The 24,604-nt window shown below is 47.4% G+C and carries 14 protein-coding genes; all 14 read right to left on the bottom strand.

The window, feature by feature from the left end:
- Positions 1-16 precede the first annotated feature (16 nt).
- The 14 genes from HQN90_RS27385 to HQN90_RS27450 all read right to left on the bottom strand — a co-directional run bounded on the left by HQN90_RS27385 (position 17) and on the right by HQN90_RS27450 (position 24,602).
- Entirely contained in the window at positions 17-916 is a 900-nt protein-coding gene (locus HQN90_RS27385) for a carbohydrate ABC transporter permease (protein ID WP_216855485.1), read from the bottom strand.
- A 202-nt stretch (positions 917-1,118) separates the two neighbouring features.
- The gene (locus HQN90_RS27390; RefSeq protein WP_173224670.1) at positions 1,119-7,316 is read right to left on the bottom strand and encodes an S-layer homology domain-containing protein; all 6,198 of its coding nucleotides are present in this window, start codon (positions 7,314-7,316) and stop codon (positions 1,119-1,121) included.
- A 33-nt stretch (positions 7,317-7,349) separates the two neighbouring features.
- Complete coding sequence (locus HQN90_RS27395; RefSeq protein ID WP_173224674.1) at positions 7,350-8,198, bottom strand: carbohydrate ABC transporter permease; 849 nt, start codon at positions 8,196-8,198, stop codon at positions 7,350-7,352.
- Positions 8,199-8,218: 20 nt separating this feature from the next.
- Complete coding sequence (locus tag HQN90_RS27400) at positions 8,219-9,088, bottom strand: carbohydrate ABC transporter permease (protein ID WP_173224803.1); 870 nt, start codon at positions 9,086-9,088, stop codon at positions 8,219-8,221.
- Positions 9,089-9,189: 101 nt separating this feature from the next.
- Positions 9,190-10,548, bottom strand: coding sequence for an ABC transporter substrate-binding protein (locus HQN90_RS27405; RefSeq protein WP_173224677.1), 1,359 nt, complete (start codon positions 10,546-10,548; stop codon positions 9,190-9,192).
- A gap of 104 nt (positions 10,549-10,652) precedes the next feature.
- Positions 10,653-12,089 (bottom strand): helix-turn-helix domain-containing protein, encoded by a 1,437-nt coding sequence (locus tag HQN90_RS27410; protein WP_173224680.1) that lies wholly within the window; start codon positions 12,087-12,089, stop codon positions 10,653-10,655.
- Entirely contained in the window at positions 12,061-13,857 is a 1,797-nt protein-coding gene (locus tag HQN90_RS27415) for a cache domain-containing sensor histidine kinase (protein ID WP_173224683.1), read from the bottom strand. Before HQN90_RS27415 ends, HQN90_RS27410 begins: the two co-directional genes overlap by 29 nt.
- Positions 13,858-14,320: 463 nt before the next feature.
- Entirely contained in the window at positions 14,321-15,670 is a 1,350-nt protein-coding gene (locus tag HQN90_RS27420) for an ABC transporter substrate-binding protein (RefSeq protein WP_173224686.1), read from the bottom strand.
- Positions 15,671-15,789: 119 nt separating this feature from the next.
- The gene (locus HQN90_RS27425) at positions 15,790-17,385 is read right to left on the bottom strand and encodes a response regulator (protein WP_173224689.1); all 1,596 of its coding nucleotides are present in this window, start codon (positions 17,383-17,385) and stop codon (positions 15,790-15,792) included.
- A complete protein-coding gene (locus HQN90_RS27430) occupies positions 17,382-19,103 on the bottom strand; it encodes a histidine kinase (protein ID WP_173224692.1) in 1,722 nt (573 codons plus the stop codon). The genes HQN90_RS27425 and HQN90_RS27430 overlap by 4 nt, the downstream gene beginning before the upstream one ends.
- 817 nt (positions 19,104-19,920) lie before the next feature.
- Entirely contained in the window at positions 19,921-20,316 is a 396-nt protein-coding gene (locus tag HQN90_RS27435; protein ID WP_173224695.1) for a VOC family protein, read from the bottom strand.
- 88 nt (positions 20,317-20,404) lie between these two features.
- Complete coding sequence (locus HQN90_RS27440; protein ID WP_173224806.1) at positions 20,405-20,911, bottom strand: AAA family ATPase; 507 nt, start codon at positions 20,909-20,911, stop codon at positions 20,405-20,407.
- Positions 20,912-21,167: 256 nt separating this feature from the next.
- Positions 21,168-22,916, bottom strand: coding sequence for a hypothetical protein (locus HQN90_RS27445; protein WP_173224698.1), 1,749 nt, complete (start codon positions 22,914-22,916; stop codon positions 21,168-21,170).
- Positions 22,917-22,976: 60 nt separating this feature from the next.
- Positions 22,977-24,602 (bottom strand): DHA2 family efflux MFS transporter permease subunit, encoded by a 1,626-nt coding sequence (locus HQN90_RS27450; protein WP_173224701.1) that lies wholly within the window; start codon positions 24,600-24,602, stop codon positions 22,977-22,979.
- Positions 24,603-24,604: the final 2 nt, after the last annotated feature.

Here is a 24,604-nt window from a genome sequence, read left to right on the forward strand (position 1 = left end):
CAAACCCACTCCTCCATTAAAAATGCTGCTGCCACTTCTTCTGACTGCGCCACTGAACCAAAGTAATCGAGAAAATGATGATGAATAAAACCCAGGACATCGCTGCCGCATAACCCATTTTGTAATTCTGGAAGGCAGTGAGATAAATATGATACGCGATAACCATGGTCGAATTGACCGGTCCGCCTTGTGTCATCACATTCACAACAGCAAAGACCTGGAAGGTGGAAATAATCAGTGTAATCGCAATTAAAAAGGTCGTTGGCTTCAGCATGGGAACCGTGATATTGAAAAACTGCCTTATCCCTGTGGCTCCGTCAATCGAAGCCGCTTCATATAAATCTTTGGGGATTCCTTGCAGCCCCGCCATATACAGCACCATCGTATATCCAATGTAAGTCCACACGACCATAATGATGATAGCCGGCAAAGCCCACGCCGTACTCCCTAACCACCCGGGAGGATTGTCAATCCCCAGCGATCTAAGAAACGCGTTGATTGGGCCATCTTGGGCATTGTAAAGCACGCTCCATACCACAGAAACGGCAACCAAACTGCTGACATAAGGCAGGAAAAACAAAGTTCGTAATAAACCTTTGGCATAGACATGTCGATTAAGCAGATCAGCTACAACCAAACCAATCGCCATAGCACTGGGCACCGTTACGCCTGTTAGAATCAAATTGTTCCGCAGTGCGTGCCATAAATACACGTCATTCACTAATTTCTCAAGATTTCCTAGCCCAGCAAAACTCAGCCCAGCAAAGCCTTTTAAGTAATCCCAATCTGCAAAAATCAGCATAAAACTGAAAAGCAGCGGTAGAATGACGAAGAAAAAAACACCGAGAAAATTCGGCAAAATAAACAAATAACCCGCCAATTGTTCCTTCCTGTTATGCTTGGACACTCGTTGCATGATGCCACCTCATTTAGCCATATTAAACCCATACCCGTATCATAATCAGTAGCGCATCAGAGTGGAATGGCGTGATTTAGGTTGTTACAGCGTTGATTTTAAGATGTAGGGAAACAAATTTCAAAAAATAGAAGCAAACAAAAAAACTCCGGCTGTCTGCTGAGGCAGATGACAACCGGAATTCTTTTGCTCCTTCTTCTTATTACCGGGTAAGCTTACTTCCCGTGTCGGCTGTACGCTTAAGGGAAATCAGCCTTAGAATGGCAGTAACCGTTTCTGCCCGTGTTGTTTGTTCGGCTGGATGGAACTGTTCTCCATCCCCCTCTATAACGCCCTTCCGGGTTGCTTCATATACATACCCGGCGGCCCATTGCGGGATATCAGCATGATCCGAGAATCCCTTGGCTAGCTGCGGGCTTTGACTCGCTGCTTGGCCGGCGGTGCGCATAAGCAGCACCGTCATTTCAGCACGTGAGATGAACGTCTGGGGACGAATGGTGCTATCCTCGTAACCTTCCAGCCATCCCGCATATACGGCATCGGCCACGGCTTGCTTCGCCCAGGTGCTGATGGCGCCGGAATCCGCAAAATCAAGATTACCGCCGCTTGCCGAAGGCTTCATGGCCCGCACCAGAAATACCAGAAACTCCTCCCTGGTCACCGGCTCATCCGGTCTGAAGGCTTGGTCCTCATATCCGTTGACCCATCCTTGGGCGAAAGCCTCCCAGATGCCGGACTCCGCCCAGTGGCCTTCAATATCCCATGGGAGATCAGCGGGATTATTGGTAGTGCCTTGGAGGTCCGGCTTGCTGGCCATGGCAAACACGGCAAACTTCGTAAAATGATCTATTTGGACGGTGATAGCGTTCCCGATTACTGTACCGCCGATTTCCACCCATTCCTGTACTTTTTCGTTGTAATAGAAGATAGAAGCCTTTTGGCCGTCTTTAATCTCTTCGGGCTTAAACTGCAGTGTCAAGGTCACGGCTTGGGCAATCGGACCTTCCACATCCTTTGTAATTTCATAGACAGGGCTTAAGAATGTACCTGGCGCACGGACTGTCAGCCCTTTGATATCATACAGCTTCTCAATGGCAATTCGTACGGATGTGTTTAAACTTCCGGCAGGAATGTGCAGGCGCACCTCCTCGCCCAATCCCACATCCCCTGCCTCTCCAGCCGCGAGAGTCAGCTTGCCTCTGGTAACACTGCTTACGGTAGGCACATTGGAAGATGAGCTTTGCTGGCTTTGCTTGTAAAACACAAACTGAACTGTTCGAGGCAATTGTACGCCATCCACGCTGGCCTCAACAATGGCTGTACCCGCTTCGGTTGAAGTAAGGGTTGCCGTATACACTCCGTTCTCCTCCACAATAGGACTTAACTGTCCAAGAGAAGCTGCAAGCTGAATAGAGGCCGCCGTGGTAACGGCGTTTCCATCCTTGTCTTTAAGCTCCAGCTTGATTGTTGCCATACTGATGCCGTCTGCCAGAACCCGATCCGGACTTCCGCTCAGCACACTTTTATTAACCGAGGCAGATGAGCCCAGATCCAACAAGATCGGTGTAAAAGGCGCCAGCTCCAGATCGGAGGCATTTAATGAAACATCGGCAATCAGCTCTTTGGAGATGCCCGCGGGACGTTCTTCCCGCAGCACGGAGACGCGCTTTGCTTCCAAACTATAGTTGACCAGATTCAGAAGCAACCGACCCTTATGCACGGCCGTCTGCCAGCCCACATCGGTTACCAGGGAACCAGTAGCGGCATCCGTCACACGAACAGGAAGCGTATTCATCTGCTCCAGCACCGGAAGCACCGCTGTCCGGATTTCCTCGACGCTCGGCGATACCAGCTTGCCCGCGCCATATTCGGACGGCATGATGATCGCCCGGCTCACGACGGCATCATGCAGCCCATCAGACAGAGGTTGATCATGCTCATTGCGGGAAAGAGATTCTTCGCCGATCAGCACCACCTTGCCGCCTGCCTCACTGAATGCCTTCACAGCGGCAAGGGTACTCGCGTTTACATGCGCAGCAGCCGGCACAATCAAGAGCTTGTAGCCGTCCAATCCACCTTGAGCCGCCTGCTTCTCACTGACAAAGCTGATTCGTTGTCCGCTGTACGCTAGAGCTGCATAGCTTTTTCGCAGCGTATCCTCGCTGGCATTGTTGTAGATGCCGGAGGCCAAGGAATATAGAATGGCGACTTGGGACTTCACATCCTGCAGCGCCGTCACCTCCTCCGCTAGCCGGTTGAGATCATGATTGGTTCTGCCTATATCCGCCACCACATCAGGCCGGTGGAGAAGACTGCCCATGAAATCGCTGGTAGCATCATAGGTCCGTTCCCATACCCAGTTTGTGGAAGCGCTTTTGCCATGAACGGCGCCTTGCCACAGAATGGCCCTTACTCGCTTGGCCTGCTCGGGAATATACTGGTCATCCCCATCTTTTATGAAATGATGCTCCGAGTTGAAAATAGGCGCCGGATGGAAGGAACGCTGCATGTCATAGAAGCTGAGCTCTTTGATAAATCCGTCAGGTCCGTCTCCGATGACATTGTAGGCATCATTGCCATTAATTTGGCTGAAAGACGAGAACTGCTCATAGTCTACGCCCCAATTCAGGCTCTCCTGCAGCTTTGCCATCGTCTTGGACTGTACAGGCAGGTCCGGAGCCATCTCATGAATAATGTCCGCCATCCACTGATGCCAGTCGGAGAAAACCTTGTTATTAAAGGTTACCCAATCGTATACAATTGGCGTGGCTGCAATGGCTGAAGGCATCTGGATCTGTTCAAAAGAGGTATAAGACTTTCCATATACCTGATTCAGCTCAACCAGATCATCTCCGTATAACTCCTTCAGGTAGTCATGCCACGCAGGCAAATAATAAGAGTCGCGATTGGTTTGGTATACCGGCTCGTTGGTTATCGTAACCGTCAACAAGGACTTATAATCCTTAACCAAAGGGATCACGGTCCGCAAATAATCCTCGATGACTTCTTTGGCTTTCGGTTGACCAATCACGAATTTGATGTTCCCCGCGTTGTTGCTCTTGAGTCCCGGGTTTTTTTTCAGTATCCAATCCGGGAAATAGTGGGGAGAGAGGAGCAAATTCACGGCGATGTTATTCGCTTCCGCATTTTTCAGCACTTCCACAACATTGGCCTTCAGGTAATCTGTGGCCCCAAAATAATCCTTTGCGGGGTCCGTCGTATCCCAATTCATCGTTTCCTCAAAGCCGGCATTCTGGACCAGATTCTCATTTCCGCCCAGTTCGGTCATGCTCAGATCATCCAGCCAAAGAATCTGCTCATTCTCCGACAGGAAGACAAGGGAAAAAGCAGTTTCCGCCGATCCCGTTTTATAGGTATAACTGACCTCCTGCCAGTCATAGGTGCCCGTTGGCAGCGCTTGGCGCAAATTCCAGCCGGCGTTACCCGGGAACCAGGCGTTTCTCACATTCCCTCCCTTCACCCAAGCTCTGATCTGATAGGTTGTATTTGGCTTTACAATCATGACCTGTGAAACATACTTGTACATATTAGGCTGCTTGGGGGACGTATTGACAATCTTTAAAGACTGCCCGCCGCTGTGATGCACGGCTTTGTCCACTTCTACCGATCCGAAGGCGCTTCCACCAGAGCTGTATTGCGGAATGTACCCTTCCTTCTCGGTAATCACCCTGTGAGGTCCGATTTCAATCTGGATCACATTGGTTCCGAAATCCTGAAACTTCGCAATATCCTTGCGCACCTGATTGAAATGGCCGTATCCGTTTAAAAAAACTGGACGAACTTCCTCCGCTCCCGTACTTCTCACCCGGGTCAGACCCCTAAAGCCGTATTCGGTCCGCTCCAGTTCCCCCGTCACATAGCGAGGCGCCGCTTTGGGCGTCAACGTGCCGTTCAGATAACCAAGCAGATTAGTCATGGCCTCATCGTACAACGAATCCAAAGTTTCCATTACATAATAAGCCCTTGTCAGAGCACCCTGCCCAACATCCTCCTTGCCATATGCGATGAAATCCTTGATCGTTGTATAATTGATGCGTTCATAATCAGTCGACAGACCTTGCTCCTCCGCCTGCAAAAGCATACCCTCCAGGGCAGGCAGCTTGGCGGATATGGCATCCAAACCATTGTTCAACTGCCCGGCACCGATCTCCACATCAATTGACGCAGGGAATTGTCTAGATATACCAGTCGTCTGCTCCGCTGCTGAAACAATGGTTCTGTAACTTCCTTTATCAGCGATGACGCAATGTCCCTCCTTAGTCAGAACCATTCCCGCTGGCACTGTTACTTCACTATCCAGCCCCAAAAGCTCCGAACGAAGAGAGATTGTCTTGGCTTCATTGCTGTAATTAACCAAATTCAAATTGTAAGCGATTTCTTTTTCTGTTTCGGCCGTCCGGGGGATCTCCAGCCAGAAGCTCCACGGATCCTGCGCCGGCACCCGATAGAGGCTGGCAAGCTGCTTGCCGTCCTTCACCCTGCCGATGCCGCTCGTCCATTCCAGCCACCCCCTTCTTCCTTCGCCGTCATTGTCATTGACCAGCATCGAGAAGGAAATCGGCCCTTCGGCGGGTTTGGATGCGAAAATTGCTTCCCAAGGAATTTTGGCCTCATAAAACGTATCATTGCCGTTCACGACAGCCTTGGCGGTTACAGCTTCCTTGCCGATATTAGCGCTGCCGTCTTTCCAGCGCCACACCTGAGTCTCTCCGTTCAGCAGATTGAATCCGTACTCGGCTCCATAAACGCCGTCCTGGCTGAATGCAATCTGAACACTGTCGCCCATCCACATATCGGCACCAGCGATGGAGTAGTGCACATTGTCCCTAACCTTGGCAGAAATATAAAAATAATCGTCGTTATAAGCAAATCTGGCGTTCATGGACAGATCCTCCGCACCCGCCCAGCCCGATATCTGGTTCTGAGTGGTGCCTGCCGTTGGCAGCGAAATACCGGTATACTTCTCCCAGTCCTCCAAGCTGCCATCCATCACAAGCCCCTCCGCCCAAAAAACGGGAACATGGGTGCCGCCGCCCAGTTTCGCTTTGAAAGTATCCCAGTACTCCAGGGTTTCTCCGGCTGCCCCTGTCCCCAACGTATACGGCAGCACGGCAACGGCGCTGGCTTCGTATCCGTCCTTCTGACCATATGCCTTCACCGTTACACCAGACGCAACAGGGAAAGGGGTGGTGTACGTCTGCTTCGTTCCAGAGGTGACGGGATCGCTGCCGTCGGTGGTGTACCTGATCGTGGCGCCTTCCGTTGCTGTAGACAAGGCAACCAATGACCCTGGCAATATTCCCCCTGGTTCAGGCGAGCTTGTTACCGGCTGCACTTGCTTAAGGATAACAGCATTCAGCTGATCCACCACATAGCTGACCGAGGTCCGATTATCCCAGCCTGTAGCGCTTGGTCCTGTTTTCGTATGCAGCGATATCTCGGCAATTCGGTTCCGTACAGCAGAATTGGCGAAGTCCAGCTTCACCCCATTCCACCGGTTAGCCAGAAGTTTGGGCAGCTGCACCTCTGAGACAGTTCCAGAGACATCCTTCACTTTCAGGTATAACGGTTCATTGCCGGAGGTGGTTTGAGAGAGGGGATAGACGTCCATCGTAACCGTTGATGCCTGGCTCAAATTAAGCTCCGGCGCAATGCTCCAGACATATGACATTTGATCTGTCTGGCTTGAGGTTTTGGCAAAGGTGAGCTTGGCGGCCTTTTCCCCTTCCGTATGGAGATCATATACGGATTCGACAACGGTGGTTCCGCCGGTGCCTGCGGTGGTCCAAGCGGACAGATTTTCAAAGCCATTCAGGGGAATATTCTCCTGTATACTGTCAAAGCCTCCGTTGCGAAGCAGGTTATGCTCTGTATTGGTCTCCTTCAGGGTCAATTCATCCAGCCAAACGGCTTCCGACTTATCCTCGATCAAGATCCGGAAGGCCAACGTTGTTTCATTAGATTTGGTGGTATAGCTTGCGGTAACCTTCTTCCAGTCAAAGGAACCCGATCCAACACTGGTACGGGGTTCCCAGTTGGCTCCGAAGCTTACCCCTTTCATATTGCTGCCCTTGACCCACATGCTCAAATCATACCGGGTATTAGGTTTTACACTTCCAGTCTGGGATATATTCATGTACACATTGGAAGCTTTGTCCGAATGATAAGCAATCTTCAGCGAATGGCTTCCTTGATGGAATACATTGGAATCCAAGCCATATTCCACATCCGGCAACCCGGCAAAGCTCATGTACCAAACGGGGATCATCCTGCTGGTATCAGCCGATGCAAAGGCCGCAGCGGATTTCCACCATGCAAATTGGACAGTAGATAGCACAAGAACGGCACATAAAAAACACAGGCATACCTTTTTCACCATAAACTACCTCCTGTTATTGATTGCCCTATCTTATCATCCTTTGACTGCCGAGCTTGAGAAGCCTTGAATAATATACTTCTGACCTAGAAAAAATACGATGAGCAGAGGCACGACACCTGCTGTGGCGGCAGCCATCATCAAGTTGTAGTCTACGCCGGCTTCCAGCATGAAGTTCTGCATGCCAAGCGGAACCGTGTAAAGCTTCTTGTCCAGCAGGAAAATCAGCGCATTCTCATAATCGTTCCACGTCCATGTAAAATCAATGATCGCGAAGGTGGCTAGCACAGGTTTGGAGAGTGGCAGGAACAATTGAATGAAAATCCGGAAATGCCCTGCCCCGTCAATGAAGGCGGCCTCGGATATTTCATGCGGAATGCTCATGAAAAATTGCCGGATCATAAATACGCCGAATACCGTAAACAAGCCCGGGAGAATCAGCGCCCAATGGGTATTGTAAATATGCATCCACTCAAACATGATGAATTTAGGGACAAACAGCACTTGCTGCGGAATCATCATCAGACATAGATACAGCAGAAAAATCGCATTCCTGCCCTTGAACTCAATACGGCTGAACCCATATGCGGCCAATGCGGCGAGCAGCGGCGCTCCAATCATCAGAAACACCGATATCTTCAGAGAGTTTAGATAAAAGAGGAGAAATCCGTCTCCAGTGGTCCAGACCTTGATGTGATTGATCAACACCGGGTCAAACGGAATCCACTGAATAGGGTAGGTGAAGACGTCCTTTGGTTTCTTAAACGAGGTGCTGATCATCCAGATCATTGGCAAAAGCAAAAGCAGGCTGAAAAGTGCCATGATGATCGTATTCAAGCCTTTGCCCAGCCGCCCCTTGATTATTCTGGTACTTCTTGCATTCATGTTGCGTCTTTCCCCCTTCCCTAGTAATGGACCCATTTTTTCTGACCTGCCCACTGAATAAGCGAAATGCCTAAGATAAGCAGAAACATGCTCCACGAAACGGCCGACGCATAGCCCATTTCATAGAAGTTGAATGCTTTCTTGTAGGCGAAAATGGAGAATACCGTCGTACTGTTTGCGGGCCCCCCCTGGGTAATGGCATAGATCATGCCAAAGCCCTTGATGGAGCCGATACAACCGGTAATCATCAGGAAAAGCGTCGTCGGGCTGACCAATGGTAAAATAATAAGACGCAGCAATTGCCCGAACGTCGCTCCATCTATCTTGGCGGCTTCCAGCTGCTCCGGGGATATTTCCTGCAGGGCAGCCAAATAAATGATCATGTTGTAGCCGATGCCGCCTGCGATCATCATAATAAGCACCGCATACATCGCTGTATCAGGAGAAGCGAACCATTTGGGAGGCTCCGCTATGCCGACGGATCTTAAGAAGGCATTAATGGGACCGTTTGCAGGTTGGAACAGCACCATCCAGACGAATGCAATAGCGATGCCGCTGGTAAAATAGGGGGCGAAGAAGAAGGCCCGCAGCGTCTTCTGGAGATAGACGCGATTGTTTAACATGACTGCGATCAGAAAACCCAGAATAATCGAAATCGGTACAGGGATTAACACCAATAGCGTGTTTTTGACCGATACAGCAAACAAATCGTCTCTCACCATCATCTTGAAATTGTCCAATCCGATAAAATGCGGGGATTCTCCGCTAGCGAATACCCAATCTGTAAACATCAAATAAAAGGAAAACAGGGCTGGAATCAGCATGAAAATCATCATTCCGATAAGATTAGGGGCGATGAAAACATAGCCAAGCAACCTCTGCCTTTTCATCCAGTTCACGATCGGCCACCACCTTTCTCTCTAATATGGGTTTATGCCAAAGGAGAAGACCGGCACGTTTATTCCTGCCTCTCCTTTGGCTTTCCCGTCTCCTATTTTTTGGCCGCTTGCAAGTTCTCGTTATGCACACGCGCCAGTTCCTTCGCACCTTCTTCTGGAGTCAGCTTCTGAGTGAAAACCTTGTCATAGACGACCTGCTGTTCGATTCCCGTTTTCTTGTCCAAACGGCTTAATCCGAGCGGAAGGCTGCCGAACATAACTCGCTTAATGGAATCAATGTCATAGGTATTCTCCACGCCTTTGAACATCAGGGCGATAGCCTCATCAACGGGGAAGTCCTTGGATGATGGCACTCTTCCGCCTGCCGCCATTGGCAGCATTCCACTATCCGAATACCACTTGATAAATTTCCAGGCTGCTTCCGGATTCTTGGTACGGGGATTAATGGAGAGCACATCGCCCAATCCGCCTGCGTTAAGGTAGTCGGTCTGATCCTTGTTAATCTTCGGAGCCGGCGCTGCAGCCACCTTGAACGTGCGGGGATAATCCTTGACATTATTAGTAGTCCTGAAAATCTGGTTAGTGGAGAAGAGCATCGCCGTTTCCCCCTTCACAAACATCTGGTCCAGAGCCGGCTTCGAGGTGATTTGCTCCGTATGGGGCATGATGCTCTTATCCTTGAACATCATGTCCGAATACACTTGAAGCGCCTTGGCAGTCAGCGGATTATCGAAGGCTGAGGTGCCGTCCGGTTTCGTCAGCAGTAGACTTCCTTTCAGCATGGAACCATTGATGGGCACATTGAAGTAATAATCAGATTGTGCCGCTCCCCATACCTTGTCTCCCTTCAACTTGTTAGCGTAATCCCTGAATTCGTCCAGACTCCAGTCCGTGGGAACCTTAAGACCCTTGGCATCCAGCATATCCTTGTTCAACCAGACAAAGGACAAGCCTTTCTGGGTGGGCACACCGTAATACTTACCATCCACCTTCCACAAGGAGGCGCCTATGCCCATTTTGTCGTCCACATTGTAGTCCGTGAACTTGCTCAGATCAAGAACATTGCCTGCTTTGATCCGCTTCTCGTAGAGGCTGAAATCATAGCTCATGTACATGTCCACGGGCTGGCTGGAAATGAGCGCCGTATCCAGCTTTAGATTTCCGGCATCGTCATTGACGAACCGCACATACTCCACCTGAATATCCGGATTTAGCTTGTTCCAGTTGTCTACAACAGCTTGAGGACCATTCTCGGGCGGCACGCCTCCCCACATCGTAAGCTTGATCGGATTCTTATTTGGCACGGTGCTAGGCGCCGTGCTCGAGCCTGCGGAAGGGGAAGCCGTTCCCTCTGCTTGGTTGCTGCCACCCTGTGCACCGCAGCCGGTAAGCGCCAAGGGTATAGCTATTAGCGCTGCCATCCCTGCTCTCATCCATTTTCTGTTTCTCATCTTATCTGTAACCTCCCTGCAATCTAATGTTTGATTCTTCCCAACTATATCAATGTGCACCTTATCTTCTTAGAGTTGAAACTTGTAGGTTGATAGTACAAAACTTAGATATTGTTTTCCCTTCTGAACGAACTCGGCGTTTGTCCAACCATGCGCTTGAAAACCTTGATGAAATAAGCATCGTCGGCAAAGCCCGTTTGAAAGGCGATCTCCTCCACACTCAGCTTGGCATGCAGCAGCAAGCGTTTCGCCTGTTCGATCCGGATATTCTGTAAATAAGCGATAGGCGTCAATCCGGTTTTTTTGCCAAACACAGTGCTTAAATAGTCCACATTGATAGCTACCAGCTTGGCTAAATCCGCAACCCTGATATTTTCCTTGTAATGCTCCAGCATATATTGAATCACCCGGTTCACCTCGGGATGGTCTGTAAAGCTGATATGTTCCTCTTTCAGATGTCGGATATGCTCCCGTATGGTTTGCAGCACATGTGCCAGCAACGATTCATGACTTATGGCTGAGTTGATTCCCTCATGATCCTCGAATTTGCGTCCTGCCAGCATGGCCAGAATACTAAGAAGATGGGACGCCAGCATTTTCACTTCCATATGGGAGAACGAGGAATATTCCATAATATCCCATATATGTGTTGCCACCTCGGCGCATTTGGTTTCATTGCGTTCTTCAAAGCAGCGGATCAGCTCGGCTTCCAACTCCGCGATGGGCGGCAACTTGTGTCGTTCCTTCATCTGACTTGCTTCACGACCGTACCAAGCGCCGTTCAACTGATTCAGTGCCCGCCGCCAATCCTGAGATAAACGAGCCAGACTGCTGCCCGCAGCCAGTCCGGCAGCACGGTTCGGCTTGTTCCAGCGGGCATGGCCTGCCTTCATCTGAAAGCTCCAGCAAAAGAAGGTTGTCTGTCCCCCTTCATAGAAGGATTGAACCAAGAGATACTCTTCCGTTCGGATACCCGCTTGATCGGCGTCAGCAGGTACGGCTCCGCTCAGCACGGCAATCACATCAAGCCACAGACTGCGAAATTTCTCCGCTGCCGAAACCGTTCCAACCGGATCCTCATGTATTGTTGTGCCTGTTCCCTGAATGCCCGACCAAGCACGGTGATAAAGAGGATACAGCACCTCTCCAGCACCTCGAAGTTCTTCAAGCAAATCCCCCTTGATCCGCGCCAGATTTTCCAACAGCACCTCATCGTTTAAAGACAGCTTCAACAGATAGTTAAAGGCGCCATATTGAAGGGCGTCCCGGACGTAATCAAAATGGCTCATGGCCGTCAGCATTATAAACCGGCTGCGGATTCCCGCCTTCCGTGTTTCCTTCAGCAGTTCAATCCCGTCCATGCCCGGCATGACAATATCGGCAATCACGACATCAGGCTTAAGCTCCAGAATAGCCGCCAATGCCTCCCTTCCGTTACCCGCCTCACCCGCAACACAAAAACCGTGGCGTTCCCAATCTACCGTTTCTCTGAGTGCCTCCCGGACAAAACCTTCATCTTCCACTAGCAAAACCGTCCACATGCCCACCATCTCCTTCCTGTGAATAAGGCGTTGCAATCAACAATGGCAGCTGGATCCGGACCACGGTCCCTTCCGCGCTGGATATAAATTCTATGGAGCCTTCCCGCTTAAAAAGCAGCTGCAGCCTTTCTCTCAGGTTGCTTAGTCCGATGCCGTGTCCGATTCGCCGGACTGGCCTGCGGGCAGCCTCTTCCATGCCGACGCCGTTGTCTTCCACCTCCAGAATAAGTGCGCTTCCTTCCACTTTGGCTCTGACCCAAATGGCGCAGCAGCCTTTGGCCTCGTCAAAGCCATGGACGATGGCATTCTCCACTAGTGGCTGGAGGCTAAGCTTGGGAACCAGAGCGTATTGAACCGATTCATCCATCTCATAATGGATGGTGAAATGATCCCGGAAGCGAAATGACTGTATCGATTCGTAGGAGCGCAACAGTTTGATTTCTTCTTTGAGGCTAACCAGCTCAATATCTGAACCCAAGCTTGCCTCCAGAATAGACCCCAAAGAGGTGCAGATGCCCGCGATCGCTTCCTGCTTTTCTTTTCTGGCCATCCATTTGACCGTGTTCAAGGTGTTCAACAGAAAATGCGGGTTCATTTGGGAAAGCAGCATTTGGAATCGAACCGCCTGCTTTTGCCGCTCCTCCAGCTTAAGCTTGTTTATGAGTACGACAACATCATCTATCATTCGGTTGAAGCTTTCGCCAAGGGAGCGCACCTCGTCCGTTGCACCCTTGCCGATGGTAATTTTGACATTCAGCTTCTTGTCCGAGGCTTCCTCCATGCTCCGTTCCAGGATATACAGCGGCCCCGTCATGCGGGCCGACAGGAAGATGGTCACCAGCACGAAGGCGATGACCAGAATGCTCAGAAAAAGGAAAGCGATCAGCCTTAACCGCTGAATCTCCTGCTGCAGCTCACTTAAAGGCATTTGACTGACCACATACCAGTCCAGTTCCTCCAGATAGCTGTAATTGACAAGGGACAAGGCGCGTTCATCCTCGAAATGCCCTTCCTTCGCCTGGGCAGACATGATCCTTTGCATCATAACGCTGCTGAAAGCTGTTTCCTTGCTTTGCAAAACGATCTCTCCTTGGCCGGAAAAGATGGTCAGATCCTTGTTGGCCGGGCTATCCTTTAACGTGCTGCGGAACCATTCTTGAATGTTGATGCTGATGCGCGCCAGTCCATAATTTCCCCGCAGCTGGTCATCCAGAATGGTGTACAGGCTCAGAAGCTTGCTCCCTTGGCTCCCGCTCACATCATTCCAATCATCGGCCATCCAGCGATAGGGATGAGACCCGCTTCGCAGCTCATTCTGCCAATCTTGCAATTCTTTCAACCGATTGGTCAACTGGCCATTGGGAGCATAGGACGTGTATACATTGCCCTTACGATCGATAAACCGGAAATACAGCTCCGTCTGATGGAAGAAAAAGCTGTTATTGATCCCAAACATTTTGCTTTCGATCACTTTCTTTCGGTCAAAGGGATCATACTTCTCCGGATCGTCCATAATCTGAATCAGACTCTCGTCCTGACTCAGCATGATGTTCGCCTTATAGGCGAATGCCATCATATCCGTCAAGGATACATGAACCTGCTGCATACGCTCGGACATTTGGTCCATCATGTCCTTCTGGCGAATGGATTCGAAATGCTGAAACAAATAAAAAATAGCGAAGCACAAAGGAACCATCAGGAGGGTAATGTAAGCTAGGATAAGCCTGATCTTCAAAGTGTTCGGTAGCAAGCGGCGCCATATTTTCATCGGAATGATTCACTCCCCAAGCGTAGTCGGATGTCTTCAATATACAAAATATGACGGAGGCATGTATACGCTCTCCGAAAGAATCGCCGAATTCCGCGAATAGGCAAAAAAGCCTCTGTCATGAGCATGAGACGCTTTGCCCAGAACCACGGCCGATTTTGAGTTATTGAATTTGGTCATACATTCAATTGTATCACGCGAAAAGACGGAACCCGTAGATTAAAACTTGTAGATTCATATAATAATTCTTAGAAGTTGGAGCATTCCTCACAGTTCCGTTATTCCCGCTGACAAATCCTAGTAAGGAAATCCCATTGAGGGAACTCTAGCGCCCTGTAATTCCCTTATCTCCGCAAGTGGCAGCCGGGATATCCCTGGGATAACCCCGCGAACAATCCAATTACAAGAAAGACCTGGCAGACTTCTTATTGAAGTCCGCCAGGTCCCTTTTGCAGCACAACGATTATTTTTTCTCAGCCTTAATCGCTTGATCCGCTCTTGTTTTCATATTCTGAATAGCTTTGTCCAAAGGCTGTACACCCATGACATATTTCTCTGTTTCCTCGTTAATAATTTTGGTCATTTCCGGTAAAGCGGTGGAAATCGTTTGAACGGGGAATGTATAGTCACCTTTGATTAAAGACTTCAAAGAATCCACGTTAATCAGGTTTGCTGCATCTCCGACCATAAGCTCAGCCACTTTATCCACATCGATCTTCTTGGAAGACGGCAAGCGCCCTCCCGGAATCATCAGAAGATTGCCTTCTGTTAGGTACCACGAGATAAATTGGAAAGCTTCGTCTTTGTTCGAAGACGTATTGTTAATCGACATGAAGTCGTTGAATCCTGCCGTATTCACTTTCCCGCCTTTCTCTAATTGGGGCACTGGGGCAAAAATGGTTTTGAACTCATGCGGGAAACTTTTCGTGTCCTTCACATTCCTTAGCAAATGTGTCCCCCCGAAGATCATCGCCGCTTTACCGGTCAGAAGCTCATTGGGAGGAAGCAGTTTGTTGGCGATAATTTCCGGCCACTTGACAGATAATCCTTTATCCTGCAGCGATTTTTGATATTCCAAGCCCTTCTTGACGGCAGGACTGTCGAAGGTGGATAATCCATCCGCGGTATAGTAGGAATCCACTGGCTTATTCTCAAGAATGGCGAAACGCACCATATTATCATCCGGAACCTTGATAAAGCTGCCCTTCTGATCAGCCGTTTGCAGCTTCTCGGCAAGGGTCATGTAGTCGTCCCATGTCCAGCCTTGAGCCGGAATCTTCTCTCCTGCTTTCTCCAAAGCCGTTTGATTAATCATTACGGAAGATAACAGCTTCATGGCCGGCAAATAATGCGTTTTCCCTTTGAAAGGGATGACATTATCTTTGCCAATTATTTCATCCACATTAAATTTATACTTGCTAATCAAATCATCCAACGGAAAGGTGACGCCAGCGTTTGCCCGGCGATTGTAATTCGTTTCTCCATAGCTGAAGAAGATATCCGGTGCATCAGAGTTGCTGATAAGGGCCGTATCTAGCTTCGTATTGCCGCTATCGTCGTTCACATAACGTGTATACTCTACTTGGATATCGGGATGCGAGCTATTCCATTTCGTGACCACATCCTTGGGTCCGCTCTCTTCAGGAATGCCGCCCCACATCTTAAGTTTAACAGCCTTTTTCGAAACTGCAGAGTTTGTTGTGTTGGCCGCAGCGGGTGATGGGCTTGTTTGGCTGTCGCTCTTAGCACAACCTGAAAGCATCAAACTAAATGCCACAGTAAGTGATAATGTGGAATAAATCGTTTTCTTCATACTGGTAAAACCCCTCTCTTACTTGTTTTCATCCGTCTGGAACATCATTAGCATAGCAAAGTGATCATTCCTGCGTAATGAATTCATTTAAGATCTTACCTGTCTTGTTTTATCCACTTTTAGTGAATGTAACGCTTACGATATTCTTGCGGGTATATGCCTTCAATCTTTTTGAACAGCTTAGCGAAATAATTAGGGTCCGAATAGCCGATTGCGTCGGCAACTTCATAAATTTTAACATTGGGATCCTTAAGCAGTTCTCTGGCTTTCTTCATTCGTATACGGATCATGTAGTCGATCATCGTTTCGCCAGTTTCTTTCTTGAATAAGGAGCTTAAATACGGTTCCGTAAAATTAACTTCCTTGGCCAAGTCAGACATTCTAAAAGAAGTGCTGTACTTTTCTTCGATCATCCTTTGCACGGTCCTAATTTCCGGGCGAGGTTGATGAACCACGTTTGAACGCAAGTGCTCGAAGAAGACTGGGATCCAGCCAACCAACCACTCGCTTATTTGTTGTATGGATTCCGCTGTCCTTACCATATGATGAGGATAATTTCCTTCGTAAGACTCAATCGAGTATAAGTCTCCTCCTTTATGTTGCAGATGCAGCTCGAATAGATGTACAAGATGCAGCCAACGTTCTCTGGCTAATTCAGGATAAAGTCTGGGTACATCGTCATCCAAATAAGCGTCCGCCATATTTTGTATGGCATTCTGAAGCGATTCTATATCCTGCCGAGCCATCATATCCAGCCATTCATCCTGTGACGAAATGGGTACAGCTTGGTGAGCAAACATTTGCGATCTATATGGAATGACACGATTCAAGTCATTGTAAAATCTCTCCAAAAGAGCTTCTTCGGCAAATTTACAAGCTTCATACAGGTCATATGCTCGTTCAACTGGAGAATACGTACCGAAATAGACCGATAGTTTGAGATAGCGTTGTATACATTCCGTCATCTCCTGAAGCATCGATTCAGCCCCTGGACCGGATATCATGCCGAATCGTCCCCCACCTAGTTCAACAATGTGTCCAGCCATATATTTGCGCATAACTTCCCGCAGGATATTCAACGCGGAAAAGTGCAGCAGCTTTTCACTCTTGAAACGATTCTCATCTACAACCGATTCGTATCGGTCGATTTTCATCATCGAAACCGTCCATGGAAATGGGGGAAGTAGATTCGCATATTCCTCTGAGAGATCATCCGCTTCCCGCTTCGAGTACTGCATGGTCATGAGATCACGCAAATGCTTTTCAATGGTTATTTCTTGGCGAAATTGAACCGCTGTCCGATTAAGCAGTATTGTTTCCTCCTGCTTTTTACGCTCGTTCTCGATTTCCTCTTGCATTTGCTGCAGCTTGGTTTGAAGATCATCCGGCTGCATGGTCAGCTTCAAAATATAGTCGGAAGCGCCTAGCTGCAAGGCCCGCCTTACATACTCAAAATCATTATAATTGGATAAAATTAAAATTTTGATATGCGGATATAAGTCCTTCACCCGTTCCATTAACGTGATTCCATCCATATTCGGCATGGAAATGTCCGTAATCAAGAGGTCACATGGCTTTTCGGCCAGAATGGCAAGCGCATCTAATCCGTCCACCGCCTCGCCAATCAATTCAAAACCAAATTCCTCCCAAGGAATAAACGTCTTGAGTCCAAGCCTTACCAGAAATTCATCTTCCACTAATAAAAGCTTGGTCATGCTGAATCCTCCATCCTGTTCCAGGGCAGCTTAATAACCGTCTCCGCTCCGGCATCCATGCCATTGCGCATAAATAATCCATAGGGTTCCCCGAAATGCATTCGAATCCGACTTTGAACATTTTCAAGCCCAATTCCACTATATTTCCCTTGTCTGATGGGATCGGATTCCTTCGTAGCGCCGGCTGCAAGCTTTCTCTCAGACAACCCTTGTCCATTATCTGTAATCGTAACAAACAACAAGTCATCTACCTGATAAGCCGCAATATGGATGCTAAGAGGCGTACGATTCCCATGGATTATACTGTTTTCCACAATAGGTTGAAGAGTGAATTTAAGCATACATGCAGACAATAGACTTTCATCGACATGAATCGACAATTCTATGTTATCGTTAAAGCGAATTTTTTGCAGCGAAAAATAATGGTGTATAAAATCAAGCTCATCTCGCAGTGTAACAACTTCGTTCTCCTGCTTCATACTGTAGCTCAGCATAATACCCAAGGAAGTAATCATATCCCCAACGTTTTTGGCACCCGAAAATAAAGCCAGCCACTTAATCGAATTCAGGGCATTAAATAAGAAATGAGGAGAAATTTGGGCTTGCAGGGCATGAAATCTTGCTTCCTCTTTAAGCTGCTGCTCTTCGCGGAGAGTCGTAACCATCTCCTTCAAACTTGACAGCATACGGTTAAAATGGTGGTTCAGCAGTCCAATTTCATCGTTTCCTCCTGCCAAAGCGGGCTTTTCGAAATTTCCAGATGCTGCCTTCCCCATTGCGTGCACGAGCGAGCGAATAGGCTTCATCAAACGGAGGGTAAATAAGACATAGATGCAAAGAAAGCACGCGAATACAACGATAACACTCCATGTCGTTGCAGTGCGTACGTTTTTCAACTGCTGCACCCATTGCTCCTGCATGGGGATCCATCGCAATTGCCAGCCCGTAGCTTTTAAGGTTTGTGCAAATGTGGATGCTTCATCTCCGGATTCCGTCCTGTTCCACAATTCATTCCGTCCCCACAGCAAACGGCTGTTATCGGATATTAGGAATTGCGCAGGTGAATCCTCCTCTAACCCATTGGACACGAGAAACATTTCCTTGATTGGAAAGGCGATAAAGACCAAACCATACCCCTTTGTCGTCTCCCCCTTAATTAACCGGACCATAGTAATAAAGCCCCCTTCTTGGTTCCCTTCAAGGCCTTTCACTTTCAAAGAAGGGTTCACGTCCCAAGCAGGAGCTCCATTTTTGTCTTTGGCTTGTTTCACATAATCGGGCATCACTTTAAGAATCTGTTCGTCTTGATTGGTCGCATACATGCTGCCATTAAATCCATAAACCGCAACGATGGCATGGTTGTCCAGAATATAGGAGATCAGGTTGTCCATCTTGTTCTGTAGTCCAATTACCCTCTGGTAGGTTGGATAATCATCTAAGTCCGACTGCCCCGAACTTCTTAGCAATTGCAAAACATCATAGTCATTAGTGAGCAAATTCGAAACATTTAAAGTCCGATTGAGCATGTCGTCGGCTCGGTCTGTAACCCGCTTTAGAACCTGGGTTTGTGTGTCCGTCATTTGTCTCATAAATATTTTGTCAGATTGAATGAAGTACAGATATAACATTAACAAAATAGGAGCCACAATAAACAACGTAAATACGAGTAAAAACTTTAGACGCAAAGAGAAAAATAACTTCCTTTTGTGTATGGTCATCCCTCTTTCCCCCTTTGAATCCAATGGGCAATGGACAATGGCAACCGTCCACCGAACGGTTGCCATGAGCATTTATATATGTAGTATTATAACTTACACATTACGTATATAACTAGGTGCTGTTTAATGATTAAACACGGTTAGATTTAATTTCCTAATCGATCAGCATAAAGGATACAACTTCTTTTGCAACCGTTTTATTGGCGAGCGGTGCAGGGAACTGCGCGGACCTTTTTGACAGAATCAGCGCAGGATGGATGCTCTTCTCCTGGGCAGTCCCAAAAGTAGATTTATTTACTTGGCAGCTCCTTTTTCTGTTTTCAAAGCTTAGGAATGTGGTTGGTGTCGCCCCCAGATAAGAGTCTCCAAAGACTTCTATTCGCGAACGATAGCCGCCTTTTGTACAAATAGAAGCTTCCAGAGACTCTTATTTCTACGTATGAGGGAGTTTTTGCGTGTTTAACCGTTGATAAGAGACTCTAAAGACTTCTATTTGTGAAAAACCATCCCTTTTTGCGTAGATAGGAGCTTGTAAAGACTCTTATTTTCGAAACAAAGGCAGGCTGCAGCCAAGGTCTTATGACCTTGGGGACAGCCCCATGCTTTGCTGAAATCCTGTCTTGGGGAGGCATGGATGTGGGTTCCAACCGCAAAGTACTTTTCCACCCTCACACCCATCCCTTTTCTATTCTACATTGAGCTGCTTTCCACTTCCGAACAGGTCAAACATATATATTTCACTGCCCCAGACCCCATAACATATAAATTCATATCAAAGAACAAAAGGCCGCCACGCGGCAGCCCTCCTTCCGATAATTTACTGTTTAGTAATCATCCACGTGACACCGAATTTATCTACGACTTCGCCATAATAAGCCCCCCATGGCTGCAGAGCGAGAGGGTACTTGCTTTCGCCGCCTTCGCTTAGATTGGCATATGCTGTTCTGGCTTCTGACTCATCGTCATAGTTCAGAGCAAGGCAGATGCTGCGGTTGTACGAGACCAGCTCAAATGAATCGGACATCATTAATGTGTTCGTGCTCGCCACTGTCAACGCCAAATGCATGACTTTATCCTTCATCCCATCGGGTATTCCCGGCGTCTCACCGAATGTAGTCAGAAACTGAATTTCGCCACCAAGTGACTCGATATAAAAATTCGCCTGACCTCTTGCATCCTCCGACATCAAATAAGCGTGAACTTGTGCTCCCATAAAACTTCAACAACCTTTCCACTTGAATTTGTTCTTTCATGAATACGACGAATGAACAATGGTGGAATCGACAAAGGAAATAAAAAGATTACAGATCAATCCTACGATTATCCTTTACTATCAGAGACTTGAAGTTATCCTGGCGGAGCATATTCAAAATCATCGGTTTACTTTGTTTTTCGAACCCTGCATTCCATTTGAACATCTTCATGAAAATATTTAATGTTGGTGTATAGTTGGCTTTTTCAATCCCTAATTTTTGCAAAATAAATCTTCTTATAATCCTAATTATTCTTATCGCATACGGGGTGTCCAAGAAAATGATTAAATCAGCATTCTGGAAGCTTTTGAAAACCCAATCATGGGTGTGAGCGCCTTCTATAATCCATCGCTCAGAACGAATTATACGGTCTAAGTACTCATCTCGTTCTTCGTCAGATCTTCTTATGTCTTCAGATTTATGCCTTTTCCAAACCACGTTATCTAATTCATAATACGGAACACTGGTCTTACGGGATAAATTTCTAGCAAGTGTCGTTTTTCCGCTCCCTACTGAACCTATGATATGTATTTTATTTGGAATATTCCTGTTCAGATTGATCCCCGCTTTTTGTGAAAGTTGTTATTCCTTAATTCTTCAAAACAACTTCAATTTCCTTCCATGTAGCATTGGGCGCGATCAGAGAGCAGTAATGAAAGGGGCAGCGGATATATTGCCGCGGCGCAGCAATGCCATGCATTCAGATCGGGATCACTACGATGATTTCGAAAAATAGGGAAGAACGCAAAAAGGGTGCCCCTCGCCATTTTCACGGCTTTTGGGACACCCTCTCTTATTGTGCTAACGTTCGTTATTTTAACTCCGCAATCAGTCGATCCATTTCACCTGAAGGTGTAGTCAAGGACTCATATACTCGAACAATGACATTGCTTTGAATTTGATCTGAAGTCAGATTGCTAAAGGTTAGCGTCTGCTTCCCATTGACTAAACGGTCGGTGCCAGTGAACGGGAATGCCTTGGAACCTAGGATACTACCAGATGAATCTACTAGCTCAAATTTCAACTTAGAAAAATTGTTGTCAACCAACACTTTCGGATCACGAATGAGATCCATAAATAATTGCAATTTATACGTATAATTGATTGCAATTGTCTGCCCTGGGGACACAATCTGACCCAAATAATAATCTTTAATATTTACCGTGTATGGAAATAGGGAGATTTTATGTCTGTCGTCTTGACCTTGTGCTGTCACCTGATAGGAAGCAATCGTTGATTTGAAGGTCGGCGTCGCCTCTCCGCTAGCCTCAGCATTGATGACATTTTGCACTTTCATCGTGAATGTATCGCTAGTTTCAGCGACAGGCAATACAAAAGCGTAGCTAACAACCGTCGATGTTCCAGGGGAAATAGACTTCTGCACGTTACTTTGTCTAGATCCTGTATAGTCAAAGCCTGTTGAACTCGATAACATTGTTTGGAATGCTGGAACAGGAATATCACTTAGTCCCTTATTCGTCAATGTAAACTTGGCAAATGCCAGCTTGCTTCCTTGGTCTTGGTTATCTGCAATATGAAGCTCGGCCAGTGCAACGTCCAGATCCTGATTAATGACGTTGTTCCATTTCTCGAAGGCAATCGGAGTCCCATAGCTATAGCTGCCCACAGCGGTCTTCGTACTAGGCAAGCCTACATTCAGCTTACCAATATGGAAAGACGAAGTCTTCACGTTGCCAGCCGCATCGGCTTGTGTAAAGCTTTCTGATGTCAGAACATTGATACTGTCCAAAACGGTATCCATATCCGCGCGAATAGCAAAATGCACATATTTGCTCTCGCCTGCATCAAGCTTCACAGCGTCTGTCTCCACTTGTTTGCCGGAATATACATTGGTTTTGGACTTCCCATCCAATTCCAGCATTGGCACCGTTTCAGCTTGATCGCTCGGGTTGGAAACCAAGAGTTTCACGACATACACAACGCCATCATTGCTGTTGCTTTTCGTAATATCCACCGTTTTGTATTGCAGCGGTGAATCCAGTGTCGGTATAGTGAAGATTTCCCCCCACTTCTTCATCAGCGATGCGTCTTTAAACTCTCCATGATTGTCATTCCATACCGCCCCATCTAGTGGAGTCGTAAGCAATGCTGTCTCCTGCTTCGGATACACATTGTAGTCCACATCTACAAGCGAGAGTTTGCTCAAATTCACTTCTGTTTGCCGGTTAACTACTTTGTAATACGTCAACTTGACTTCAGAATCGGGCTGCACTCCACGTGCATTCCCACTGCTTGCACGCAAGCTATAAACAATACCATCTGCCGTTGTTACTCTAAGCTCATAATCGGGAATACGCAGCGTTTGACCGCTAGTGTTATTGACTCGGATAACAGCGCCGATACGCAGGCCGCTCACCGATTTCTCATTATAAACACCCTCCACCGTTACTTGAAGGTTATCACTGATTTGATGAACCACAGCTGCATTTCCAGTTGCTGCTGTTGCATCCCCTTGATCTGCTAAAGCGGGAATTCCCGAAATTAGCAAAGAGGAAGACAATACGAATGTCATAGCTATCTGTTTCAATTGGATTCTCATCGTTCATTTCCTCCATAAATACGGATCATTGATCGTAGATCAAAGTCTCTCCGCTTTCGTTTACATTTCAATCATGACATGGTGCTGAGCATCCGAATTGGCGCTTTCCTCAGCTGCCGCGTTCTTTTTCTTTTTCTGTCTCATGAAAAAGACTAAAACAATGGCAATGAACGCAGGTATTGCAGAAAGCATCAACGTGTCCGCAATCGCTCTTGTCAAAGCTTCTTTTTGCACAAGTCCGTATAATACACCAACCACGCCACCGGCCGCTGAACTTGCATCTGTCCCGAGTTCCAAATAACGATTTACGACGCTCGTTTGAAGATCCGTATACGCCGGCGAAATCGAAGACATGGACTCGTTGAATCTAGCTCCATATTGTGTCGCTTGATTGTTCATATTACTTGTCAACACCGCAATACCAAGCGATGCCATAACATTACGGATAACATTGGATACCGAGGACGCCCTGCCTATCAGATGATTGGGCAAAGTGTTCATTCCCGCTGAAGACAACGGCATCATACATAAGCCAATACCAATACCGCGGATAATGAGCAAACCGCTGATCCAATGCGTAGAAGTTTGTTGAGAGAGCACATGCAGTTCTAAGGTCGTACAACCAATAATGGCTAAGCCTAATATGCCAAGCGGAACTACACCGTACTTGGAAACGAGTTTTCCTGCAACAGGCATCATGAAAGCCATCGCAATGGACTGCGGCATCATAACCAACCCCGTTTGCATAGGCGTCAACCCCGTTACATTTTGCATAAAAATCGGCATCATGTAAATACCGCCCTGCATGGAAATCATAACAAAGCTTGAAGCAGCCAAACTTAGCGTAAAAATGGGGTTCTTGAACAACCGGAAATCCATGATGGGATTATCTTTGCCAAGCTCCACCCAAATCAATAGGATGAAACTAAAAATAGAAATGAAAAACAAACTGACAATGTAGAGTGAGGTCCATCCCTCGCTTTGACCGTCTGTTAATGCCAGAAGCAGGGTGCTGAACACAATCATACATAAAATACTGCCGACATAGTCAAATTTGAGCCCTGCACGCTTGGGTGTCTCTTTCAAAATAATGAAACCAAGTGTTACAGCTATAATCCCAATTGGAACATTGATGTAAAATAAATAACGCCAGCTAAAGTTATCAACTAAATATCCGCTTAACGTAGGTCCCATGGCAGGAGCCGCCATAGCGGCAATCCCCCAGATTCCCATCGCAACTTGAATCTTGCTGCGCGGCATAATCTGGTAGAGCATCGCCATACCGACAGGCATGATGAAACCTCCGCCAAGTCCTTGTATAATTCGAAATACGATGAGACTCGTGTCGCTCCAAGCTATCCCGCACAAAATGGAGCCAATAACAAAGGCAATTACCGTCGTCAGAAAAGTTGTTTTGTAACCGAATCGATCCGATAAAAACCCACCCATAGGTACAACAACGGCTGAAGCGAGCATGTAACCCGTAACAACCCATTCAATTTCTGTCGACGTAGAGCCAAACACGGCCATCAGCTTTGGTATAGCAACATTCATCAAACTGTTATCTAAAATGGCGAGAAACGTTCCCAGAATGAGCACTAGTAGAGCTAACCATTGGTAACCTGTTATTTTCTCCTCTTGTTTCTCAACTTCGGGGGTAGCCGCTGCTGTCGTTGCTGATGACATCC

Source organism: Paenibacillus alba (genome assembly GCF_013204855.1).
Taxonomy (GTDB): Bacteria; Bacillota; Bacilli; order Paenibacillales; family NBRC-103111; genus Paenibacillus_E; species Paenibacillus_E alba.

Bases quoted from the DNA above. Each gene is read 5' to 3' on its own strand.
- HQN90_RS27385 (WP_216855485.1), bottom strand. From the start codon at position 916: ATGCAACGAGTGTCCAAGCATAACAGGAAGGAACAATTGGCGGGTTAT.
- HQN90_RS27390 (WP_173224670.1), bottom strand. From the start codon at position 7,316: ATGGTGAAAAAGGTATGCCTGTGTTTTTTATGTGCCGTTCTTGTGCTA.
- HQN90_RS27395 (WP_173224674.1), bottom strand. From the start codon at position 8,198: ATGAATGCAAGAAGTACCAGAATAATCAAGGGGCGGCTGGGCAAAGGC.
- HQN90_RS27400 (WP_173224803.1), bottom strand. From the start codon at position 9,088: ATGAAAAGGCAGAGGTTGCTTGGCTATGTTTTCATCGCCCCTAATCTT.
- HQN90_RS27405 (WP_173224677.1), bottom strand. From the start codon at position 10,548: ATGAGAAACAGAAAATGGATGAGAGCAGGGATGGCAGCGCTAATAGCT.
- HQN90_RS27410 (WP_173224680.1), bottom strand. From the start codon at position 12,089: ATGTGGACGGTTTTGCTAGTGGAAGATGAAGGTTTTGTCCGGGAGGCA.
- HQN90_RS27415 (WP_173224683.1), bottom strand. From the start codon at position 13,857: ATGAAAATATGGCGCCGCTTGCTACCGAACACTTTGAAGATCAGGCTT.
- HQN90_RS27420 (WP_173224686.1), bottom strand. From the start codon at position 15,670: ATGAAGAAAACGATTTATTCCACATTATCACTTACTGTGGCATTTAGT.
- HQN90_RS27425 (WP_173224689.1), bottom strand. From the start codon at position 17,385: ATGACCAAGCTTTTATTAGTGGAAGATGAATTTCTGGTAAGGCTTGGA.
- HQN90_RS27430 (WP_173224692.1), bottom strand. From the start codon at position 19,103: ATGACCATACACAAAAGGAAGTTATTTTTCTCTTTGCGTCTAAAGTTT.
- HQN90_RS27435 (WP_173224695.1), bottom strand. From the start codon at position 20,316: ATGGGAGCACAAGTTCACGCTTATTTGATGTCGGAGGATGCAAGAGGT.
- HQN90_RS27445 (WP_173224698.1), bottom strand. From the start codon at position 22,916: ATGAGAATCCAATTGAAACAGATAGCTATGACATTCGTATTGTCTTCC.
- HQN90_RS27450 (WP_173224701.1), bottom strand. From the start codon at position 24,602: ATGTCATCAGCAACGACAGCAGCGGCTACCCCCGAAGTTGAGAAACAA.